The following is a 19457-nucleotide window of genomic DNA, read 5'->3' as shown; positions in this document are numbered from 1 at the left end:
ACGTTAGTATAACGTCGTCATGCCGCAGCGATCAGCGCCGGAAGTCAACGCAGGAAGGCGAGCAGGCCCTGCAGGCGCTCGAGGTCGCGGGTGTCGCCCACCAGGCGCAGCCGGCCGTCGATCAGGCCGTCGCGAAAGGCGCGCGGGGAGGGGTGGCGAAGCACGGCCAGCGCCGTGTCGGGGTCACGGAAGCGCAGTTCCAGGTCGAGGTCCACCGGCAGGCCCGATGCCGACTGCACGCGCTCGGCCGTCAGCCGGTAGTGGCGGGCGATGCGCAAATCCTCGGTGGCGATTCCCCAGGCCAGCGGGCGGTCGCGCAGCCGCTCGCGAAAGCCCGCGTGGCGACGCCGCGCGCGCTTGAGCAGCAGGCCGAGCAGCCAGAGCATCAGTCGCAGTTTCATGGGCCGTCCATGACTCGCACGTGGGAAGGAAGAGCGTCGGCGGAGCGCACGCCGGTCGCGACACGCTCCAGCCGCGAGGCGTTACTTGGCGACGGCGTCCTTGAGCGCCTTGCCCGCCTTGAAGGCCACGGTCCTGCTGGCGGGGATGGTCAGCGCCTCGCCGGTCTGCGGATTCTTGCCGGTACGGGCGGCACGCTCGCGCACGGTGAACGAGCCGAAGCCGATGAGCGAGACATCCTGGCCCTTGGCGACGCTGCCGGTGATCTCGTCGAGGATCACGTTGAGCACCTGGCTGGCCTTGTCCTTGGAAAGATCGGCACGCTCGGCGATGGCCGCCGCGAGTTCTGGCTTGCGCATGGAACCTCCTGTCTGGGGCAGTGTAAGACGGCAGCCTCGACTGCCGCTTGTTGTTGTTTCGGGCGTCTCCCGAGCGCCGGCCGGCGCTCCGGCAGCCGCCGGGGCCGCGGGCCACGACGCACCTAGATTAGCAACGGCGGCGCGGCTCGCGCCAGTTCGACTTTCCGCCGTACACAGCGCCCGGTCAACGCAAAGCCCAGCAGCCGCCCCCGGTCGTCCTCGGCCAGGGCGGCGAGATCGTCGCCCTCGCCCTCGATGCGCCAGCGGGCGGGCGTGACCCGCGGCGGCAGGGCCACCACCGGGCAGCAGGGCGTCTTGACCAGCACCGGCCAGGGGCCGTAGCGCACGGCGGTGGGGGTGCCGGCCAGCGTCGCCGCCAGGGCCCGGGCGCCGGCCTGCAGCGGCTGGACATACATGGCGTTGACGCCGTCGACGCAGGCCACGTCGCCCAGGGCGTGGATGCCCTCGACCGCGGTGCGCAGGCAGCGATCGACCTGGATGCCGGCCTCGCTGACCGCGAGCCCTGCCGCGGCGGCCAGCTCGGTGCGCGGCACCAGGCCGGTGGCGACCAGCACCAGGTCGGCGTCGAGGACATGGCCGTCATCCAGCGCCACGCTCAGATCCCCGCCGTCGAGACCCAGCTCGCCCACGCCGCGCCCCAGATGCAGCTCGACCCCCGCCCCGGCCAGCGCAGCGCCCAGCACCCGGCCCAGCACCCGGCCCAGCGGCTCGGGCAGCAGGCGGGCCAGCGGCGCCCGCTCGGGGGCGATCATGGCCACGGCATGACCGCCGGCGACCAGGTCGTTGGCGTACTCGCAGCCCACCAGCCCGGCGCCGATGACGGCGACGCGCGCCGGCCGCCCCAGCGCCGTCAGGGCGGCATGGAAGGCCCGGTAGTCGTCGAGGTCGTTGATGGTGAAGACCCGCCCGGCGAGTGTTGCGTCGATGGCGAAGGGCGGCTGCGGCGCGGCCCCGGTGGCCAGCACTAGGTCATCGAAGGGCAGGCGCTCGGCGCCGATGTGCAGCTCGCGGGCCACGGGATCGAGGGCGTCGACCCGGGTCCGGGGGCGCATCACCAGATTCAGGCGCTCGGCGGCATCCAGCGCCGAGTCGGCGGCCAGCGCCTCCGGCGCCAGGCCCTTGGCGAAGCCGGTGGAGAGCAGGGGCTTGGAATAGTCGTCGCCGCTGTCGGCGGTGATCAGGGTGATCGGCCGCTCGGGCTGCAGGCGGCGCAGGGCACGCGCCAGGCCGAAACCGGCCATGCCGCTGCCGATCAGGGTCAGGGATCGAGTCATGGGTCGTGGTGCCAGCGGGTCGTGGATGACGGGCCGGGACCGGGCCGGCCAGGTCGTCATGGTACACTATCGCGCCCGTTTGCCGACCCGGAGGCCGGTTTGCCCGCTTCGACACGCCCCGTGGCGATCCCCCACTGGCGCCCCGCCGCCGCCTGGCGGCCGGCGATGAGCCCGGCCTGGTGGCAGTGGCTGGCCTCGCGCGATTCGCTGACCCGGCGGCTGGGCGCGGCGATGCCGCAGCCCTTCGCCGTGCGCCTGCTCGCCCAGCGCCTGGCCCGCCCGCGCCGCGACGAGGCCCGTGCCCTCGGCGTGCCCGCCTCGCACTATGTCTGGTGTCGCGAGGTGGCGCTGTGCAGCGGCGACACGCCCTGGGTGCTCGCCCGCTCGGTGGCGCCGCTGACCAGCCTGACCGGCCAGCGGCTGGGCCAGCTCGGCGAGCGCTCGCTGGGCCACTGGCTGTTCCGCCAGCCGGATCTCGAGCGCGGACCGATCGCGATCACCCGTGGCGCGCCGCCCTTTCCGACGGCCGAGGCGCCCTGGGGACGGCGCTCGCGCTTTCGCCACGGCCGCTTCGAGGTGCTGGTCCAGGAGTTCTTCCTGACCGCCATGGCGGATGAACTGGGGCTGGCGACTCGCTAGACTGTGGCCCGATCGTTCTCGGAGGCTGTCATGCAACCCACCCCGCGTCCCGTCGGTCTGGCTCGCCTGCATCCCGCGCGCCTGCCCGCCTTCCTGCACCTGACCCGGCTCGACCGGCCGATCGGCACCTGGCTGTTGATGTGGCCGACCCTGTGGGCCCTGTGGATCGCCGCCGACGGCCTGCCCGAGCGTGCGACGCTGCTGATCTTCGTCGCCGGCGTCTACCTGATGCGCGCCGCCGGCTGCGTGATCAACGACTACGCCGACCGCCACTTCGACGGCCACGTCAAGCGCACCCGCGACCGGCCGCTGGCCACCGGGCGGATCGGTGCGGGCGAGGCCCGGGTGCTGTTCGCGGGGCTGGTCGCCGCGTCCTTCGTGCTGGTCTGCTTCACCAACGCCTTCACGGTGATGCTGTCGTTCGGCGGGGTGGCACTGGCCTTCGTCTATCCGTTCATGAAGCGCTATACCCACTGGCCGCAGGTGGTGCTCGGCGCGGCCTTCTCGTGGGCGATTCCCATGGCCTTCGGCGCCGTCCAGCAGCAGCTGCCGGCGGATGCCTGGCTGCTGTTCCTCGCCAACGTGCTGTGGACGGTGGCCTACGACACCGAATACGCCATGGTCGACCGCGACGACGACCTGACGATCGGCATCAAGTCCACCGCCGTGCTGTTCGGCCGCCACGACAAGCTGATCATCGGTCTGCTGCAGCTGGCTACCCTGACCCTGCTGGCGGTGGTGGGCGTGCGCCAGGCGCTGAGCGGCTACTTCTGGGTCGGCCTGACGGCGATGGGGCTGATCTTCGTCTACCAGCAGTGGCTGATCCGCGACCGCTCCCGGGAACGCTGCTTCCGGGCGTTTCTCAACAACCACTGGGCGGGGCTGGTGCTGCACGCCGGCCTCGTGATGGCGCTGTGGCCCGAGGGCTGATGCGGGGCTGGCGGCCGTCCGGCACCTGTCACAAGCTTGTCATGTCCGCGCGTTGTAATCGTCATCGTCCTGTCACCGACGGATGCCTGCCGCGGGCGGTGTCCGTCACCCCACGAGGCCAGGGAAATGACATCCAAGACCGTTCTGATCGTCGATGACGAGCCCTCCATCCGCGAGATGATCGCCGTGGCGCTGGAGATGGCCGATTACCGGGTCCTGGAGGCCGACAATGCCCAGGACGCCCACGCCCTGATCGTCGACAGCCAGCCCGACCTGCTGCTGCTCGACTGGATGATGCCCGGCACCAGCGGCATCGAGCTGGCGCGGCGCCTGAAGCGCGAGGAGACCACCGCCGAGTTGCCGATCATCATGCTCACCGCCAAGAGCGAGGAGGACAACAAGATCCTCGGGCTCGAGGCCGGCGCCGACGACTACATCACCAAGCCGTTCTCGCCGCGCGAGCTGGTCGCCCGGCTCAAGGCGGTGCTGCGCCGCACCACGCCGCGGGGCGTCGAGGAGGTGGTGGAGGTCGACGGCCTGATGCTCGACCCGGCCAGCCACCGGGTATCGTCCCACGGCCAGGCGCTGGAGGTCGGCCCCACCGAGTACCGGCTGCTGCAGTTCTTCATGACCCACCCGGAGCGCGCCTATACCCGCGGCCAGTTGCTCGATCAGGTGTGGGGTGGCAACGTCTACGTCGAGGAACGCACGGTCGACGTGCATATCCGCCGCCTGCGCAAGGCACTGGGCGAGGCGCATCAGCACCTGATCCAGACCGTGCGCGGTACCGGCTATCGCTTCTCGGCGCGGGGATGAGATCACCGGCATGTACTACTGGAACAACGAGCTCTGGCGGCTGGCCTACCTGGTCGTCGGGCTGGGCCTGCTGGGCTGGGTATTCGGCAGTCTCGGCTGGGGCGTGGCCGCCGGTCTCGCCCTGTTCGTGCTCATCCACCTGCGCCACCTGCGCGAGCTCTACCAGTGGCTGAACAGTGATCCGAGCCAGGAGCCGCCGGCGGGCAGCGGCGTGTGGGGCGACCTGTTCGATCGCCTCTACCGTTACCAGAAGGTCCAGCGGCTGACCCAGCAGCGTCTGCGCGACGTGATCCACCGCATCCAGGAATCCGCCGAGGCGATGCGCGACAGCGTGGTGATGCTCGACAACCAGGGCAACATGGACTGGTGGAACAGCGCCGCCGAACGCATGCTCGGCCTGCAGGCCCGTCACGACCGCGGCCAGCCCGTCACCAACCTGCTGCGCGACCCGCGCTTCATCGACTACTTCAACGCCCGCGACTACCGCGAGCCGGTGGTGCTGCCCTCGCCGCTGCGCGACGACCTGATGCTGCAGTTCCAGATCACCCTCTACGGCGACAACGAGCGCCTGGTGATGGTGCGCGACATCACCCGCCTGCACCGTCTCGAGCAGATGCGCCGCGACTTCGTCGCCAACGTCTCCCACGAGCTGCGCACGCCGCTGACCGTGCTCACCGGCTATCTCGAGACCTACACCGAGCATGCCGACCAACTGCCGCCGCGCTGGCAGCGCGGCCTCGGCCAGATGCAGGACCAGACCCGGCGCATGCAGAACCTGGTCGAGGACCTGCTGCTGCTGTCGCGGCTGGAAACCGATCACCAGACCGAGCGCAGCGTGCCGGTGGCCGTGCCGCCGCTGCTGGGCAGCGTGCGCGACGACGCCGCCGCCCTGGCGGGCGGCGGATGCCGGGTGCGCATCGAGACCGCCGAGTCGCGTGACCTGCTGGGGGTCGAGGCTGAGCTGCGCAGCGCGGTCTCCAACCTGGCCTTCAACGCCGTGCGCTACACCCCCGAGGACAGCACCATCACCCTGCGCTGGCGCCCCTGGCAGGACGGCGCCGCCCTCGAGGTCGAGGATGACGGCGACGGCATCGACCCGGTGCACCTCCCGCGCCTGACCGAGCGCTTCTACCGGGTCGACAAGGGGCGCAGCGCGGCCACCGGCGGCACCGGTCTGGGGCTGGCGATCGTCAAGCATGTGCTGCTGCGCCACGATGCGCGCCTGGAGATCGAGTCACGCCCCGGCGAGGGCGCGCTGTTCCGTTGCGTGTTTCCCGCCGCCCGCCTGATCCGCCGCCCCCTCGGCGAGACCGGCTCCGACACCGAGGTCACGTACCGCACCGCCGACAGCGGGCAATAGCGGGTGACGGCGGGTCGTCACGCACGCCGCACGGCTCCGGCCGGGCAACCCGCCACCCGGGATGCTGCCCTTTACCCCATCAGGGACGCTTCGCCCGCTCGGCCGCTACCGGCAGGTCCCGGTAGTGCTGCTGCCACATCAGCACCGCCCCGGCCACCGCACCGGGCAGCAGCAGCAGGTTGAGCACCGGCACCCAGCTGGCCGCCATCACCCAGCCGCCGAAGGTCAGCGTCGGCCACCAGCGCGCGCGCAGGCGGCGGCGCATCTCGACGAAGCTGACCAGGTTGTTGTCCATCGGGTAGTCGAGGTAGGTGACCGCCATCATCCAGGCCGAGAAGGCCGCCCACAGAAACGGCATCACCAGGTTCAGCCCGGGTACCAGGCCGAGCAGGAAGAGCAGCGCCATGCGCGGCAGGATGTAGCCCAGCTTGACCAGCTCGCGGCCCAGGGCGTCGACCGCGGCACGGGCGAAGCCGCGATCGTCCAGGGGCGCGCGGCCGGTGACCTGACGCTCGACCTTCTCGGCGAGAAAGCCGTAGAAGGGCGCGGCGATCAGGTTGGCGACCAGCGTGAAGGTGAAGAACACCGCCACCGCGAGGCTCGCCACCAGCAGCGGCCAGATCAGCCACTCGAGCCAGGCGAGCCAGCCCGGCACCTGGCGCATTCCGTAGTCGATCCAGCCGCCGAAGTTGTCGAACAGGTAGACGAGGGTGCCGACGTAGAGCAGCAGGTTGGCCAGAATCGGCAGAAAGACGTAACGGCGCAGTCCCGGCGAAAGCACCAGGCGCGTGCCCCGGGCCAGGGCGCTGAAGGCATTGAGCATGATCGGAGGGTTCCCGCAAGAGCAACGATACGGCCGTCGCACGGGCGACGGCCGGGGTCGACGACGGCCCCGCGGGCCGCCGGGGTCAACCTTTACCGGTCAGCGAGGAATCGTCAAGCGAGTGGATGTTGCGGTGGCGGACATCCAGCCCCTTGACCAGGTAGATGACGTACTCGGCCAGGTTGTCGGCGTGGTCGCCGATGCGCTCCAGCGCCCGCAGGATCCACATCACGCTGAGAATCGAGCTGATCGAGCGCGGATCCTCCATCATGAAGGTCATCAGCGAGCGCATGGCGCTGGTGTATTCACTGTCCACGGCATCGTCCTCCTGGGCCACCTTCAGGGCCAGCTCGGTATCGAAGCGGGTGAACGCCGTCAGGGCATCGCGGATCATGTTGCGCACGTGCTCGCTGATGTGGCGAACCTCGACGAAGCCGTGCACCTGGCGTCCGGCCTCGGCCAGCGCGATGGCATTGCGCGCGATCTTGCAGGCCTCGTCGCCGATGCGCTCGAGGTCCGAGGTAGCGCGGGTCACCGCCAGCACCAGCCGCAGGTCGGAGGCCGCCGGCTGCCGGCGCGCCAGCACCCGGGTACACTCGTCGTCGATCTTCAGCTGCATCTCGTTGACGGCCTTGTCGTTGTCGCGCACGCGCTCGGCCAGCCGGGTATCGGAGTCGAGCAGCGCGGTGACGGCCTCCTGCACCTGTTTCTCGACCAGCCCGCCCATCGCCATCAGGTGGGTCTTGAGTTCCTCGAGTTCCTGGTTGAACTGCTTGGAAATATGCTGACTGTGAGTCTCGCTGGTGATGTCCACGACGTTCTCCGGGGCCGCGCAGGAACCGGCGGCCGATGGGGTAAAATTCGCTGAGCGCCAGACGCGGATGGTGTTCCGGGCATGAAACCGCTGACGGCGATGATGCCGGAACAAGATTGCATTCCGATGAATCCACGACACCGACATCCGGCGGACCGGCATTCACGACAGTCGCCGGTCCGCTTGTCTCCGATTGTAGTCACAGTCGAGCGCGCGCAGGAAGCCGGGACACGCCACGACGTGCACGGCAAGGCTGGTCGCTCGGCGTCACGGCCGTTTAAGATGGCGGCCTGCAAGGTGACAACAATACGTGCCGGAAGGGAATCGACCATGACCGACCTCGATGACGCGCCCGCGCCCCGCGGCGACCTGACCCTCAAGGTGCTGGCCAGTCGCCAGGACACCAACCTCTACGGCGACATCAGCGGCGGCTGGCTGGTCAATCAGATGGACCAGGCCGCCGAGCTGTGCGCCGGCCGCCAGGCCCACGGGCGGACCGCCACGGTGGCGATCGAGGCGATGGACTTCCTCTGCCCGGTGCGCATCGGCTCGGTGGTCGGCATCTTCACCGCGGTGCGCGAGATCGGCCGCAGCTCGATCACCATCGATGTCGAGGTGTGGATCCGTTCGCCCCACGAGCGCGACCCCGAGATGCACAAGGTCACCGAGGCGCGCTTCGTGATGGTGGCGCTGGATGACAACGGCCGCATTCGACCGGTGCCCGACAGCAGCCGGGAAGACCTCTGATGTCCCGGCCGACAGCGTCGGCCCGGGTCCTCAGCCGACCATGGCGCGATTCTTGAGATAGGCGAACTCGCCGATGTCGGTGTAGCGGCGCACCTGCTGCTGGAAGTCGCGGTAGGAGTCGAAGATCTTCTTCGACGCCGGATCGCTGCCGGCCTGCTCCTGCAGGACCTTCTGCGAGGCCTCGGCGAGCGCCTTGAGCACGTCGTCGGGCAACGAGCGCAGCTGCACGTCGTGTTCCTCGACCAGCGTCCTGAGCGCCTCGGCGTTGCGGAAGGTGAACTCGTCGATCATCGCCAGGTTGGCGCTGCGCGCGGCTTCCTGCACCACCACCTTGAGGTCGTCGGGCAGCGCCTGCCAGGCCTCGAGATTGACCGTGCCCTCGAGGATCGCGCTGGGCTCGTTCCAGGCCGAGGTGTAGTAGTAGTCGGCGACCTGGTAGAGCCCGAAGGCCAGGTCGTTGTAGGGGCCCACCCAGTCGGCGGCGTCGAGCACCCCGGTCTGCATGGAGGTGAAGATCTCCGAGCCGGGAATGGTCAGGGCGGTGGCGCCGATGCGGTTCATCACCTCGCCGGCGAGTCCGGGCAGGCGGATCTTCAGCCCCTGCATGTCCTCCAGCGAATGGATCTCCTTCTTGAACCAGCCGGCCATCTGGGTGCCGGTGTTGCCCACCGCGAAGGGCTTGAGATTGTGCCCCGCGTAGAGCTCGTCCCACAGCGCCATGCCGCCGCCCTGGTACAGCCAGGCATTGGTTTCGGTGGTGTTCATGCCGAACGGCACGGCGGTGAAGAACTGCGCCGCCGGCACCTTGCCGCGCCAGTAGTAGGAGGCGGAGTGGCCCATCTGGGCGGTGCCCTCGGAGACCGCGTCGAAGACCTCGAGGGCCGGCACCAGCTCGCCGGCGCCATAGACGTCGACCTGCATCCGGCCCCCGGACAGCTCGCCGATGCGCCTGGCGAAGTCGTTGGCGCCGGTCCCCAGCGCGGGGAAGTTCTTGGGCCAGGAGGTGACCATCTTCCAGCGGATGGTGTCCTGCGCACGGGCGGTGGAAACGAAGGGCGCGGCCGCGACGCCGGCGGCGCCGGCCCCCAGTGTCGTCAGAAACTTGCGTCGTTGCATGCAGGCGTGACTCCTTTTTTGGCGTTCTTGTCACCCCGGTTAGAGGGTGTGTCCGGTCCTCGGGCGCGGCCAGCGCCCGAAAGGCCACAGTATGCGTCAGGGCTTATTTGACCGGCAAGGCAGGAGGATGGCGCTCAGTCGCCGTTGCGGTTGCCGTGGCGAACCAGCCAGTAGCACACGCCCAGCCCCAGCACGGCGGCGGCCAGGGCGAGGATCTTGAACGGCTCGACGGCCTCGAAGTCGAGCACCATGAACTTGCGCACCAGCGCCATGATCGCGATCAGCACCACGATCTCGACATGGATGAACCCGCCGCCGCCCTCCATGGTGCGGACGATGGAGTTGTTGAACTCCATGGCGATCAGCACGGTGAGGATCATGTCGAAGACCGCCTGGAAGACCCGGTAGTCGAAGGGGTCGCGGGTCTGCACGAACAGCAGCTCGACGACGTGCATCACCAGATAGTAGAGCGCGGTCAGCACCGTGGCGCCGATCGCCACGGTCAGCACCAGCGAGACCAGCCGCTCGAAGCGCTGGTAGCCGGACAGCCGCGCCCAGTTGTCGAACAGCTCGGGAAACCATTTCTTCTTCATGTGACACGTCCCGTCCGGAGGTTACAGCGGAGTCAGCCTGGCGAACCCCAGCACCAGCCACTTGTCGCCCTCGCCCTCGAAGCTCACCTGGACCCGGGCGCGCTCGCCCTGCCCCTCGGCATTGAGCACCACGCCCTCGCCGAACAGCGGATGATGCACCCGCTGGCCCAGCGACAGCACCGGCAGGTCGCCGCCGCCGTCGACCGAGTCCTGGGCGGGACCGCGCGCCGGGCGCGAGGCGGTCATCGGCCGCGAGACCTGGCCGCGCAGTCGGACTTCCTCGAGCAGGTTCTCGGGGAGCTCGCGCAGGAACCGCGACGGCCGCTGGAAGGTCTCCTTGCCGTGCAGCCGACGCAGCTCGGCATGGGTCAGGTAGAGCTTGTGCATGGCGCGGGTCACGCCGACGTAGCACAGCCGGCGCTCCTCCTCGAGGCGCCCGGGCTCCTCCAGCGACATCTTGTGCGGGAACAGCCCCTCCTCGACCCCGGCGATGAACACCACCGGGAACTCCAGGCCCTTGGCGGAGTGCAGGGTCATCAGCTGCACGCCGTCCTCGAACTCGTCGGCTTCATGATCGCCGGCGTTGAGCGCGGCCTCGGCGAGGAACGGCTCGAGGGCCGCGCTGCCCTCGCCGACCTCCTGCAGGGACAGCGGCTCGCCCTGGGTGAAGGCGCGGGCGGCGGTGACCAGCTCCTCGAGGTTCTCGACCCGGGCCTGGCCCTTCTCGCCCTTCTCGTTGCGGTGATGCTCGACCAGCCCGGTCACCGTGTTGACGTGCTCGATGATCTCGTGGAGCGCCATGCCGGCGGTGTCGTTGTCGAGCCGCTCGATCAGGTTGGCGAAGGCGGTCACGGCGTTGGCCGCCCGGCCCTTGAGGGTGGCGTCGCTGACGCTGTCGTGCAGGGCCTGCCACAGCGAGGTGCCGGTCTCGCGGGCGCGCACACGCAGGATCTCCACGGTGCGGGTGCCGATGCCGCGGGCCGGCACGTTGATCACCCGTTCCAGCGAGGCGTCGTCCTCGCGGTTGAGCAGCAGGCGCAGGTAGGCCAGGGCGTTCTTGATCTCCAGGCGCTCGTAGAAGCGCTGGCCGCCATAGATGCGGTAGGGCACGCCCTGGCGGATCAGGGTCTCCTCGATCACCCGCGACTGGGCGTTGGAGCGGTAGAGGATGGCGATCTCGCGGCGATTGAAGCCCGCGTCGACCTTTTCCTTGATGGTGTCGACGATGAAGCGCGACTCGTCCAGATCGTTGAAGCCGGCATACACGGAGATCGGCTCGCCCTTGGCCCCGGCGGTCCACAGCTCCTTGCCCATGCGCCCGGTGTTGTGGCCGATCAGGGCGTTGGCGGCATCGAGGATGGCGCTGGTCGAGCGGTAGTTCTGCTCGAGGCGCACGGTACGCGTCCCCGGGAATTCCTGCTCGAAGCGGCGGATGTTCTCGACCCGCGCGCCGCGCCAGCCGTAGATCGACTGGTCGTCGTCGCCGACCACGGTCAGGCCGTTGTGCTCGCCGGCGAGCAGCTTGAGCCAGGCGTACTGCAGGGTGTTGGTGTCCTGGAACTCGTCGACCAGCAGGTGGGCGAAGCGCTCGCGGTAGTGGGCCAGCAGCCGGGGATTGTCGCGCAGCAGCTCGAGGCTGCGCAGCAGCAGCTCGCCGAAGTCGACCAGCCCGCCGCGCTCGCAGGTCAGCTGGTAACGCTCGTAGAGCTCGACCATCTGCCCCAGGTAGGCGTCACCGTGAGTCTGCACCTGCTGCGGACGCAGGCCCTCCTCCTTGCAGCCGGAGATGAAGTACTGCACCTGGCGCGGCGGGAAGCGCTCGTCGTCGATGTTGTAGTCCTTGAGCAGGCGCTTGATCAGGCGCAGCTGGTCGTCGGCATCGAGGATCTGGAAGTGCTGCGGCAGGCGCGCGTCCTGCCAGTGGGTACGCAGCAGGCGGTGGGCGATGGAGTGGAAGGTGCCCACCCAGATGTTGCGCAGCGAGAGTCCCAGCAGCGCCTCGAGGCGGGTACGCATCTCACGGGCCGCCTTGTTGGTGAAGGTCACGGCGAGGATCGCGTAGGGCGAGAGCCGTTCGACCTGCAGCAGCCAGGCGATGCGGTGCACCAGCACCCGCGTCTTGCCGGAGCCGGCGCCGGCCAGCACCAGCATGTTGCCCAGTGGCGCGCTGACGGCCTCGCGCTGGGCCGGATTGAGGTCGTCGAGAAGCGTCGAGACGTCGCCCGGCGAGTCTGCGCCCGGCGAGCCTGCGCCCGAAAGAACGTCGTCCATGGATACCGCTGTCGAGCTGCGAAATGGGCGCCCAGCTTAGCACATCGGCGCCTCAGGACGTCGCCGGGGACTCGCTGCCGGTGCCCTCGCCCGGCTCGGGGAAGCGCAGCGGCGTGAGGCTGCGCTTGACCGCCTTCAACTGCTCGGCGAGCTTGGGCCCGCGGGTCTTGGCCACGCCCACGGCGAGCACGTCGATGATCACCAGGTGGGCGATGCGCGAGCTCATCGGCGTGTAGATCTCGGTGTCCTCGTGGACGTCGATGTACAGCGGCAGGCTGACCTCATCGGCCAGCGGCGAGCGGCTCGGGCACAGCCCGATCACCGTGGCGCCCTTCTCGCGGGCCAGGCGCACGCTGTCGACCAGCGCCCGGGTGCGCCCGGTCTGCGAGATCGCCACCACCACGTCGCCCTCCTGGAGGGTCGCCGCCGACATGTTCTGCATGTGCGGGTCGGTGTAGGCCGAGGTGGAAATCTGCAGGCGGAAGAACTTGTGCTGGGCGTCGAAGGCCACCGCGCCGGAGGCGCCGAAGCCGTAGAACTCGACCCGATTGGCCATCGCCAGGGCGTTGACCGCGCGCCCCAGGGCGTCGTTGTCGAGCCGGTCGCGCACCGAGAGCAGCGTGCCGATGGTGGAGTCGAACAGGCTGTGGGAAAACTCGGCGACGCTGTCGCTGTCGTTCATCGAGAACTGGGCGAACTGGCTGCCGGCGGCCAGCATCTGCGCCAGCTGCAGCTTGAAGTCCTGGAAGCCGCTGCAGCCCAGCGCCCGGCAGAAGCGCACCACGGTCGGCTCGCTGACCTTGGCCTCGGTGGCCAGGTCGACGATGCGCATGTGGATGACCTCGTCGGGATGACGCAGCACGAAGCGCGCCACCTTCTGCTCGGAGCGACGAAAGTGCTCCATGCGACGTCGCATTTCATCGAATAGGGCACGACTCACGGTTCGCTCCTCTTGCTGTATCGGCCGGTCGTGGCGACCGGCGCGCCGGCGGGATGGCCCTGCGGGTCATCGCCGCCCCCAGTATGCCCAATCCGCGGGGAAAACGGCAGCCCGGCCCTCAATGTCACGATTTTGTCAACTGGGGTATAGTAAGAAATGACGTGTCATTGACACCTTTGCCGCTGCAAGGAGAGTCGACATGCATAATGGAGAACAGCTGGGCGCCGTCAGAAGCGAGCTTCTCGACATCTTCATGACCATGGAGGTCGCCGAGCACGAGACCCGCAAGAAGAGCGCCGCCGTCCGCTACCTGCGCGCACGCCGGGGCATCGAGATGCACAACGAGATTCGGCGGCTCGAGCGCGACATCGCCGATTTCGAGGACGACGCCCTGCAGTAGCTCCATCGAAAACGCCCCGACCTGACGGTCGGGGCGCGGGATGCCGGCATGACCTCGGTGGCGCCTACAGGCTGCCGAGGAAGACCACGATCACCCCCAGCGGGGCCACGTAGCGCGCCGCGAAACGCCACAGCGCGAAGGCGCCGTCGCCCATCTTGAGGTTCGCGTGGAGTTCCTCGCGGCCGATGCACCAGCCCACGAACAGCACTGCGGCCAGACCGGTCAGCGGCAGGATCAGCTTGCTGGTGAAGTAGTCCAGCAGGTCGAACATGGTCATGCCGTCGAACTTGGCGAACACCCCCAGCGGCGCCACGCCGGACCAGACGTTGAACGACAGCACGGTGACGATGCCCAGCGCCCAGGTGGCGGCGCCGGCCACCAGGGTGGCGCCGACGCGGGACAGCGGGGTGCGCTCCTCGAGCCATTCGACGATCGGCTCGAGCAGCGAGATCGCCGAGGTCCAGGCGGCGAACACCAGCAGCACGAAGAACAGCACGCCGAACAGCCAGCCGCCGGTCATGTGGCCGAACGCCAGCGGCAGGGTCTGGAAGATCAGCCCCGGGCCGGCGGCCGGGCTCAGCTCGTTGGCGAAGACCACCGGGAAGATGGCCAGCCCCGCCATCAGCGCGATCACGGTGTCCATCACCACGACGATGAGGGCGCTGCGCCCGATGTTGACCTCCTGCGGCAGGTAGGAACCGTAGGCGATCATGATCCCCATGCCCAGGCTCAGCGTGAAGAAGGCATGGCCCAGCGCGGCCAGCACCCCGTCCTTGGACAGCCTGGAGAAGTCCGGCGTGAACAGGTAGGCCACGCCCTCGGCGAAGGCCCCGGAGGTCGCGGCATAGCCGACCAGCACCACCAGCAGTACCACCAGCGCCGGCATCAGCAGCTTGGTGGCGCGCTCCAGGCCGCCGGTCACGCCGCCCAGCACCACGCCGATGGTCAGCAGCATGAACAGGCTGTGCCAGAGCAGCAGTCGCGTCGGATCGGCCAGCAGGCCGCTGAACATGTCGCCCACCGCCGCGCTGTCCAGGCCGGCGAAGGCATTGCTCGCGCCGAGTTCGATGTAGGCCAGCCCCCAGCCGCCGATCACGCTGTAGAACGACAGGATCAGGTAGGCGCCGAGGATGCCGAACACCCCCACCAGCACCCAGGCACGGCTGCGCTTGAAGCGCCGGGTCAGCAGCGACATCGAGGCGATCGGGTTGCGCTGGCCGAGACGGCCGATCAGCCATTCCGACATCAGGATGGGCACGCCCACCAGCGCGATGCAGACCAGGTAGATGAGCACGAAGGCACCGCCTCCGCTCTCGCCGGTCATGTAGGGGAACTTCCAGATATTGCCAAGGCCGACGGACGACCCTACCGCGGCGAGAATGAAGGCCAGCCGGGATGACCATTGGGCATGAGATTGCTTCGACATAATGCACCCTGAGTGTACGTGTCATCATCGATCGATCGGATGCGATGACGCCTTGTCCTTGTTGTGCCACGTCCCGCGCAGCGTGGATCGCACGCTGCCTGCCAGGGCATGACAGGATCCTCGCAACCCGTTCGGGCGCGGGACGCCGGGCACGGCAACGAATCGACACGATCGTGCGGGTGAATAGCGGACTATCTGACACCGGGGATCGAAGGGCACGACTCGGAGCACTTGCCTGTCGTCGCGCGGAGCCGAGTGTGGCGGGTTGCCTCAACCGCCAGCAGGATCACTGCCGCGAGACAGCCGGCACACCGCGCCGCCGGGTGTAGCGACGCAGCGTGCCGGCTGCCGTCAACAAGCCGTGACGGGCGAGGGCATGCCGGTCAGGCATACCCTCGCCCGTCATCGGGCCATCGCGCCATGGGGCGCAAGGGCGACAAAACTAGCCGATGACGGACCGCTTGACCAGCCCCGTCTGCCACTCGGCGCCCATTCAGAACAGCGTGGCCTGGCGTTCGCCGGGAAACGCCGCCAGCGGCGGCAGGTCCAGTGCCTGGCCCAGCGCCTCGTGGAGCGTTCGCGCCAGGGCCGGGGCCTGGCGGTTGTCCGGGGTATGCACAAACAGGAAAGGGGTTTTCCCCTGTTTTATCCACAGGGGAAGGCGCTCGACCCAGGGCGCGAAATACCGCCGATTGAGCGCCGTGTCAAGATGGCCGATGAAGCGCACGATGGGGCGCTCTCCCGTGGAAAGCACGTGTAACGGGAGCCGGGGCTTTTCGGCCTGCGCAGCGCGCAGCCGCGGATCGTCGCCGGCGGGCGTGGCGAACAACGGCCGCACGTCGAGCATCACCCGGTCCACGTTGTGAGTTATCAACAAGCGGTTGAGACGCTGCTCGGCGCTGCCCTTGTGGAAGAATTCACGAGCGCGGACCTCGACGCTGCAGGGCACGCCCGCCGGCCAGCGCGCGAGCACCCGTTCCAGCGCCGGCAGTTCCGCGACGCCGAAGTCGCGGGGCAGCTGGATCATCACCGGCCCCAGGCGCGGCCCCAGCGGCGCCAGGCCGTCGAGAAAGGCCTCCAGTTCGGCGTCGATCCCGGTCAGGCGTCGCTCATGGGTCAGCGTCGCCGGTAGCTTGAAGCAGAAGCGGAACGTCGGCGGTGCCCGCCGGGCCCAGGCCGCCACCGTCTCGGCGCGCGGGGTGCCGCTGTAGAAGGTGGTGTTGCCCTCGACGCTGGAGAACACCCGGGCATAGTCGGCCAGGAAGTCCCCGGACGCCGCCTGCCGCGGGTAGAGGCTGCCGCGCCAGTCGGCATTGGCCCACATCGGCAGTCCCAGATGCAGCCGCGGCCCGCTGTGTCGGTCGCTCATGACACGCTCGCGAATCAGGATCCAGCGCGCAGGATACGTCATCACCGACTTGCCGACAGCGCCATCCCGGCATCGGCTGCCGTGTCGCGACTCATCCCCTATAATCGAGCCAGCCGGCCGCGTGCCCTGCCGGGTTGGCAGGCACTTTTCCTCTTCACGGATGCGAGGTAACCCGCGTGATCGTCGAGCTCCCCTGGCCTCCCGCCGCCCGCGGTGTGCGTTCCCTGATTCTCGTGCTGCTGCTCGCCCTGCTGGCCGCCTGCAGCAGCCGGGCCCCGCAGCCGACCGAGCCGCCCTCGCCGGTGGAGCAGCAGCTCACCCGGCAGATGCAGCCCATGACCTGGCAGGACCTGCCCGGCTGGCGTCAGGAAAACGCCGTGGCCGCCCTGGGCGCCTTCCGGCAGAGCTGTCGGCGCCTTGCCCGGCGCGACGGCTGGGCGGCGGTGTGCCGCGACGCCGAGGCCCTCGATCCGCTCGACAGCGAGGCCATCCGCGACTTCTTCGAACACCGCTTCGCCCCCTACCTGATGGCCAACGCCGACGGCTCGACCACCGGGCTGATCACCGGCTACTACGAACCGCTGCTGCACGGCTCGCGCCGGCGACACGGCCCCTACCAGACGCCGCTGTACCGCCTGCCCGAGGCCTGGCGGGACGATCCCGACGCCCGGCGCCCGAGCCGCGCGGCACTGCGCAAGAGCGGCCGGCTCCAGGGGCAGGAGCTGGTCTGGGTCGACGATCCCGTCGAGGCCGCCTACCTGCAGATCCAGGGCTCCGGGCGCATCGAACTGGCCGAGGGCGGCACCCTGCACGTGGGCTATGCCGGCACCAACAACCAGCCCTTTCGCTCCTTCGCCCGGGCGCTGATCGACCGCGGCGCCATCACCCCCGGCGAGGCCACCCTCGACGGCATCCGCGCCTGGGCCCGGCGTCATCCGCAGCAGGTGGACGCCGCACTCGACGTCAATCCGCGGGTGGTGTTCTTCGAGCCTCGCGAGTCCGACCCGCGCGCCGGCGCGGACGGCCCGCTCGGCGCCCTCGGCGTGCCGCTCACCTCGCGACGCAGCCTGGCCGTCGACCCCTCGCGCATCCCGCTGGGCGCGCCGGTGTTCCTGGCCACCACGCGGCCGCTGTCCAACGAGCCGCTGCAGCAACTGATGGTCGCCCAGGACACCGGCAGCGCGATCACCGGCGCGGTGCGCGCCGACTTCTTCTGGGGGCACGGCGACCAGGCGGGGGAACTGGCCGGGCGCATGAAGCAGCCCGGCCAGCTGTGGGTGCTGATGCCGCGTCGGCGGCGCTGAGTCAGGCGCCTACTCGACGGTCACCGACTTGGCCAGGTTGCGGGGCTGGTCGACGTCGGTGCCCTTGAGCACCGCGACGTGGTAGGACAGCAGCTGCAACGGCAGGGTGTAGAGCAGCGGCGCCAGGGCCTCGTCGATCCGGGGCAGGCGCAGCACGTGCACGCCCTCGGTGTCTTCCAGGCGCACGCTCTCGTCGGCGAACACGAACAGTTCGCCGCCGCGGGCGCGGACCTCCTGCAGGTTGGACTTGAGCTTCTCCAGCAGCTCGTCGTTGGGCGCCACCGAGATCACCGGCATCTCGCTGTCGACCAGCGCCAGCGGGCCGTGCTTGAGCTCGCCCGCCGGGTAGGCCTCGGCGTGGATGTAGGAGATCTCCTTGAGCTTGAGCGCGCCCTCCAGGGCGATCGGGTAGTGCGCCCCCCGGCCCAGGAACAGGGCGTGCTGCTTCTCGGCGAAGGCCGTCGACAGCGCCTCGATGGCGGCATCCAGGCCGAGCACCTGGCGCACGACCCCCGGCAGCGCGTGCAGGGCCTGGACGATGCGCGCCTCCTCGGCGGCATCCAGGCCGTGGCGACGCCCCAGCGACAGGGTGAGCAGCATCAGCGCCACCAGCTGGGTGGTGAAGGCCTTGGTCGAGGCCACGCCGATCTCCGGCCCGGCCTGGGTCATCAGCGCCAGGTCCGACTCGCGCACCAGCGAACTGCCCGGCACGTTGCAGATCGCCAGGCTGCCCAGGTAGCCGCGTTCGCGGGCAAAGCGCAGCGCCGCCAAGGTGTCGGCGGTCTCGCCCGACTGCGACAGGGTGACGAACAGGGTGTCCTCGGGCACCACCACCCGGCGGTAGCGATACTCGGAGGCGACCTCCACCTGGGTGGGCAGCCCGGCGTACTTCTCCAGCCAGTAGCGCGCCACCAGTCCGGCGTGATAGCTGGTGCCGCAGGCCACGATGTGCACCTGGCGGGCCCGTGACAGCAGCGCCTCGGCCTGGGGGCCGAAGCTTTCCGCCAGCACCCGTCGCTCGCTCAGCCGTCCCTCGAGGGTGGCGGCGATGACCTGCGGCTGCTCGTAGATTTCCTTGAGCATGAAGTGGCGATAGCCGTCCTTGGAGGCGGCGCCGTCGCCGTGCTCGTAGGTCTGCACGCCGCGTTCCTGACGCTCGCCGGCACGATCGAAGACCTCGGGGGGCTCGCCCCGGGACAGGCGCACCACGTCGCCTTCCTGCAGGTAGATGAAGCGGTCGGTGACCGGCAGCAGCGCCAGCGGATCGGAGGCCAGGAAGGTTTCCTCGATGCCCACGCCGACCACCAGCGGGCTGCCCTTGCGGGCGCCGATCAGGGTCTCGGGCTCGCCACGATGCAGCACGGCCAGCGCATAGGCGCCCTCGAGCAGTGCCACCGCCTGCTGAACGGCGGTCAGCAGGTCCTGGCTGCGATTGAACTCGCGGGCCAGCAGGTGGGCGACCACCTCGGTGTCGGTCTCGGAGGTGAACACGTAGCCCTGACCTTCCAGCTCGGCCTTGAGCGCCTCGTGATTCTCGATGATGCCGTTGTGCACCACCGCCAGGCTCTCGCCGGACTGGTGCGGGTGGGCGTTGTACTCGCTGGGCCGGCCGTGGGTCGCCCAGCGGGTGTGGGCGATGCCCACCTGCCCGTTCAGCGGCGCCTCGGCGAGGCAGGCTTCCAGCGCCGCCACCTTGCCCATCGCCCGCTGGCGGTTCAGGCGGGCATCCTCGGAGAGCACCGCCATGCCCGCCGAGTCGTAGCCTCGATATTCAAGCCGCCGCAGCCCCTCGAGCAGGATCTCCTGAACGGGGCGCCGGGCCACGGCACCGACGATTCCACACATGCTGGCCTCCT

The 19457-nt window shown here is 69.4% G+C and carries 19 protein-coding genes; 7 read left to right on the top strand and 12 right to left on the bottom strand.

The window, feature by feature from the left end; translation table 11 throughout:
- Nucleotides 1–44: 44 nt before the first annotated feature.
- The 3 genes from KGQ91_RS04500 to KGQ91_RS04490 form a co-directional block, all read right to left on the bottom strand.
- Nucleotides 45–401: a hypothetical protein gene (locus KGQ91_RS04500; RefSeq protein ID WP_163648009.1), complete on the bottom strand. Its 357-nt coding sequence runs from the start codon at nt 399–401 to the stop codon at nt 45–47.
- Nucleotides 402–482: 81 nt separating this feature from the next.
- Nucleotides 483–758 carry an HU family DNA-binding protein gene (locus KGQ91_RS04495; RefSeq protein ID WP_163648010.1) on the bottom strand — a complete coding sequence of 92 codons (276 nt, stop codon included), beginning with the start codon at nt 756–758 and terminating at the stop codon, nt 483–485.
- Nucleotides 759–880: 122 nt separating this feature from the next.
- The gene (locus KGQ91_RS04490; RefSeq protein ID WP_224420366.1) at nt 881–2053 is read right to left on the bottom strand and encodes an NAD(P)/FAD-dependent oxidoreductase; all 1173 of its coding nucleotides are present in this window, start codon (nt 2051–2053) and stop codon (nt 881–883) included.
- A 165-nt stretch (nt 2054–2218) separates the two neighbouring features.
- On the opposite strand from KGQ91_RS04490, the gene KGQ91_RS04485 reads away from it, so the two are divergent.
- The 4 genes from KGQ91_RS04485 to phoR all read left to right on the top strand — a co-directional run bounded on the left by KGQ91_RS04485 (nt 2219) and on the right by phoR (nt 5798).
- The gene (locus KGQ91_RS04485) at nt 2219–2692 is read left to right on the top strand and encodes a chorismate--pyruvate lyase family protein (RefSeq protein WP_163648080.1); all 474 of its coding nucleotides are present in this window, start codon (nt 2219–2221) and stop codon (nt 2690–2692) included.
- 30 nt (nt 2693–2722) lie between these two features.
- Nucleotides 2723–3622, top strand: coding sequence for a 4-hydroxybenzoate octaprenyltransferase (ubiA, locus tag KGQ91_RS04480; protein ID WP_224420364.1), 900 nt, complete (start codon nt 2723–2725; stop codon nt 3620–3622).
- A gap of 126 nt (nt 3623–3748) precedes the next feature.
- A complete protein-coding gene (phoB, locus tag KGQ91_RS04475; protein ID WP_163648013.1) occupies nt 3749–4438 on the top strand; it encodes a phosphate regulon transcriptional regulator PhoB in 690 nt (229 codons plus the stop codon).
- A gap of 10 nt (nt 4439–4448) precedes the next feature.
- Entirely contained in the window at nt 4449–5798 is a 1350-nt protein-coding gene (phoR, locus tag KGQ91_RS04470) for a phosphate regulon sensor histidine kinase PhoR (protein WP_224420363.1), read from the top strand.
- A 79-nt stretch (nt 5799–5877) separates the two neighbouring features.
- On the opposite strand, the gene cysZ is transcribed toward phoR, so the two are convergent.
- Nucleotides 5878–6621, bottom strand: a complete 744-nt coding sequence (gene cysZ / locus KGQ91_RS04465; RefSeq protein ID WP_224416117.1) for a sulfate transporter CysZ — start codon at nt 6619–6621, stop codon at nt 5878–5880.
- 85 nt (nt 6622–6706) lie between these two features.
- Nucleotides 6707–7435, bottom strand: coding sequence for a phosphate signaling complex protein PhoU (phoU, locus tag KGQ91_RS04460; RefSeq protein ID WP_224416118.1), 729 nt, complete (start codon nt 7433–7435; stop codon nt 6707–6709).
- 330 nt (nt 7436–7765) lie between these two features.
- Between phoU and KGQ91_RS04455 the strand changes: the two genes are divergently transcribed.
- Complete coding sequence (locus KGQ91_RS04455) at nt 7766–8182, top strand: acyl-CoA thioesterase (protein WP_224416119.1); 417 nt, start codon at nt 7766–7768, stop codon at nt 8180–8182.
- 30 nt (nt 8183–8212) lie between these two features.
- Here the strand turns inward: KGQ91_RS04455 and KGQ91_RS04450 are convergent, their stop codons facing one another.
- The 4 genes from KGQ91_RS04450 to hexR form a co-directional block, all read right to left on the bottom strand.
- A complete protein-coding gene (locus KGQ91_RS04450) occupies nt 8213–9298 on the bottom strand; it encodes a TRAP transporter substrate-binding protein (protein WP_224420362.1) in 1086 nt (361 codons plus the stop codon).
- A gap of 134 nt (nt 9299–9432) precedes the next feature.
- A complete protein-coding gene (locus KGQ91_RS04445) occupies nt 9433–9891 on the bottom strand; it encodes a phosphate-starvation-inducible PsiE family protein (protein WP_224416121.1) in 459 nt (152 codons plus the stop codon).
- A 21-nt stretch (nt 9892–9912) separates the two neighbouring features.
- Nucleotides 9913–12162: a DNA helicase II gene (uvrD, locus tag KGQ91_RS04440; protein WP_224420361.1), complete on the bottom strand. Its 2250-nt coding sequence runs from the start codon at nt 12160–12162 to the stop codon at nt 9913–9915.
- A gap of 52 nt (nt 12163–12214) precedes the next feature.
- Nucleotides 12215–13102, bottom strand: coding sequence for a transcriptional regulator HexR (gene hexR / locus KGQ91_RS04435; protein ID WP_224416123.1), 888 nt, complete (start codon nt 13100–13102; stop codon nt 12215–12217).
- A 199-nt stretch (nt 13103–13301) separates the two neighbouring features.
- Between hexR and KGQ91_RS04430 the strand changes: the two genes are divergently transcribed.
- Nucleotides 13302–13502 carry a PA3496 family putative envelope integrity protein gene (locus KGQ91_RS04430; RefSeq protein ID WP_163648022.1) on the top strand — a complete coding sequence of 67 codons (201 nt, stop codon included), beginning with the start codon at nt 13302–13304 and terminating at the stop codon, nt 13500–13502.
- A 64-nt stretch (nt 13503–13566) separates the two neighbouring features.
- Here the strand turns inward: KGQ91_RS04430 and KGQ91_RS04425 are convergent, their stop codons facing one another.
- Complete coding sequence (locus KGQ91_RS04425) at nt 13567–14928, bottom strand: sodium-dependent transporter (RefSeq protein WP_224420360.1); 1362 nt, start codon at nt 14926–14928, stop codon at nt 13567–13569.
- Between the two features lie 493 nt (nt 14929–15421).
- The gene (locus tag KGQ91_RS04420; RefSeq protein WP_163648024.1) at nt 15422–16297 is read right to left on the bottom strand and encodes a DUF72 domain-containing protein; all 876 of its coding nucleotides are present in this window, start codon (nt 16295–16297) and stop codon (nt 15422–15424) included.
- A gap of 176 nt (nt 16298–16473) precedes the next feature.
- Here KGQ91_RS04420 and mltA point away from each other — a divergent pair, with 176 nt between their 5' ends.
- The gene (mltA, locus tag KGQ91_RS04415) at nt 16474–17601 is read left to right on the top strand and encodes a murein transglycosylase A (protein ID WP_163648025.1); all 1128 of its coding nucleotides are present in this window, start codon (nt 16474–16476) and stop codon (nt 17599–17601) included.
- Nucleotides 17602–17610: 9 nt separating this feature from the next.
- Here the strand turns inward: mltA and glmS are convergent, their stop codons facing one another.
- Nucleotides 17611–19446 (bottom strand): glutamine--fructose-6-phosphate transaminase (isomerizing), encoded by a 1836-nt coding sequence (gene glmS, locus KGQ91_RS04410; protein ID WP_224420359.1) that lies wholly within the window; start codon nt 19444–19446, stop codon nt 17611–17613.
- Nucleotides 19447–19457 lie beyond the last annotated feature (11 nt).

The sequence above is a fragment of the Modicisalibacter tunisiensis genome (genome assembly GCF_020148005.1).
Lineage (GTDB): Bacteria > Pseudomonadota > Gammaproteobacteria > Pseudomonadales > Halomonadaceae > Modicisalibacter > Modicisalibacter tunisiensis.
This window is presented reverse-complemented; position numbering and strand designations above follow the sequence as displayed.

Coding starts and splice junctions, on each gene's coding strand:
- KGQ91_RS04500 (WP_163648009.1), bottom strand. CDS start 401: ATGAAACTGCGACTGATGCTCTGGCTGCTCGGCCTGCTGCTCAAGCGC.
- KGQ91_RS04495 (WP_163648010.1), bottom strand. CDS start 758: ATGCGCAAGCCAGAACTCGCGGCGGCCATCGCCGAGCGTGCCGATCTT.
- KGQ91_RS04490 (WP_224420366.1), bottom strand. CDS start 2,053: ATGACTCGATCCCTGACCCTGATCGGCAGCGGCATGGCCGGTTTCGGC.
- KGQ91_RS04485 (WP_163648080.1), top strand. CDS start 2,219: ATGAGCCCGGCCTGGTGGCAGTGGCTGGCCTCGCGCGATTCGCTGACC.
- ubiA (WP_224420364.1), top strand. CDS start 2,723: ATGCAACCCACCCCGCGTCCCGTCGGTCTGGCTCGCCTGCATCCCGCG.
- phoB (WP_163648013.1), top strand. CDS start 3,749: ATGACATCCAAGACCGTTCTGATCGTCGATGACGAGCCCTCCATCCGC.
- phoR (WP_224420363.1), top strand. CDS start 4,449: ATGTACTACTGGAACAACGAGCTCTGGCGGCTGGCCTACCTGGTCGTC.
- cysZ (WP_224416117.1), bottom strand. CDS start 6,621: ATGCTCAATGCCTTCAGCGCCCTGGCCCGGGGCACGCGCCTGGTGCTT.
- KGQ91_RS04455 (WP_224416119.1), top strand. CDS start 7,766: ATGACCGACCTCGATGACGCGCCCGCGCCCCGCGGCGACCTGACCCTC.
- KGQ91_RS04450 (WP_224420362.1), bottom strand. CDS start 9,298: ATGCAACGACGCAAGTTTCTGACGACACTGGGGGCCGGCGCCGCCGGC.
- KGQ91_RS04445 (WP_224416121.1), bottom strand. CDS start 9,891: ATGAAGAAGAAATGGTTTCCCGAGCTGTTCGACAACTGGGCGCGGCTG.
- uvrD (WP_224420361.1), bottom strand. CDS start 12,162: ATGGACGACGTTCTTTCGGGCGCAGGCTCGCCGGGCGCAGACTCGCCG.
- KGQ91_RS04430 (WP_163648022.1), top strand. CDS start 13,302: ATGCATAATGGAGAACAGCTGGGCGCCGTCAGAAGCGAGCTTCTCGAC.
- KGQ91_RS04425 (WP_224420360.1), bottom strand. CDS start 14,928: ATGTCGAAGCAATCTCATGCCCAATGGTCATCCCGGCTGGCCTTCATT.
- KGQ91_RS04420 (WP_163648024.1), bottom strand. CDS start 16,297: ATGAGCGACCGACACAGCGGGCCGCGGCTGCATCTGGGACTGCCGATG.
- glmS (WP_224420359.1), bottom strand. CDS start 19,446: ATGTGTGGAATCGTCGGTGCCGTGGCCCGGCGCCCCGTTCAGGAGATC.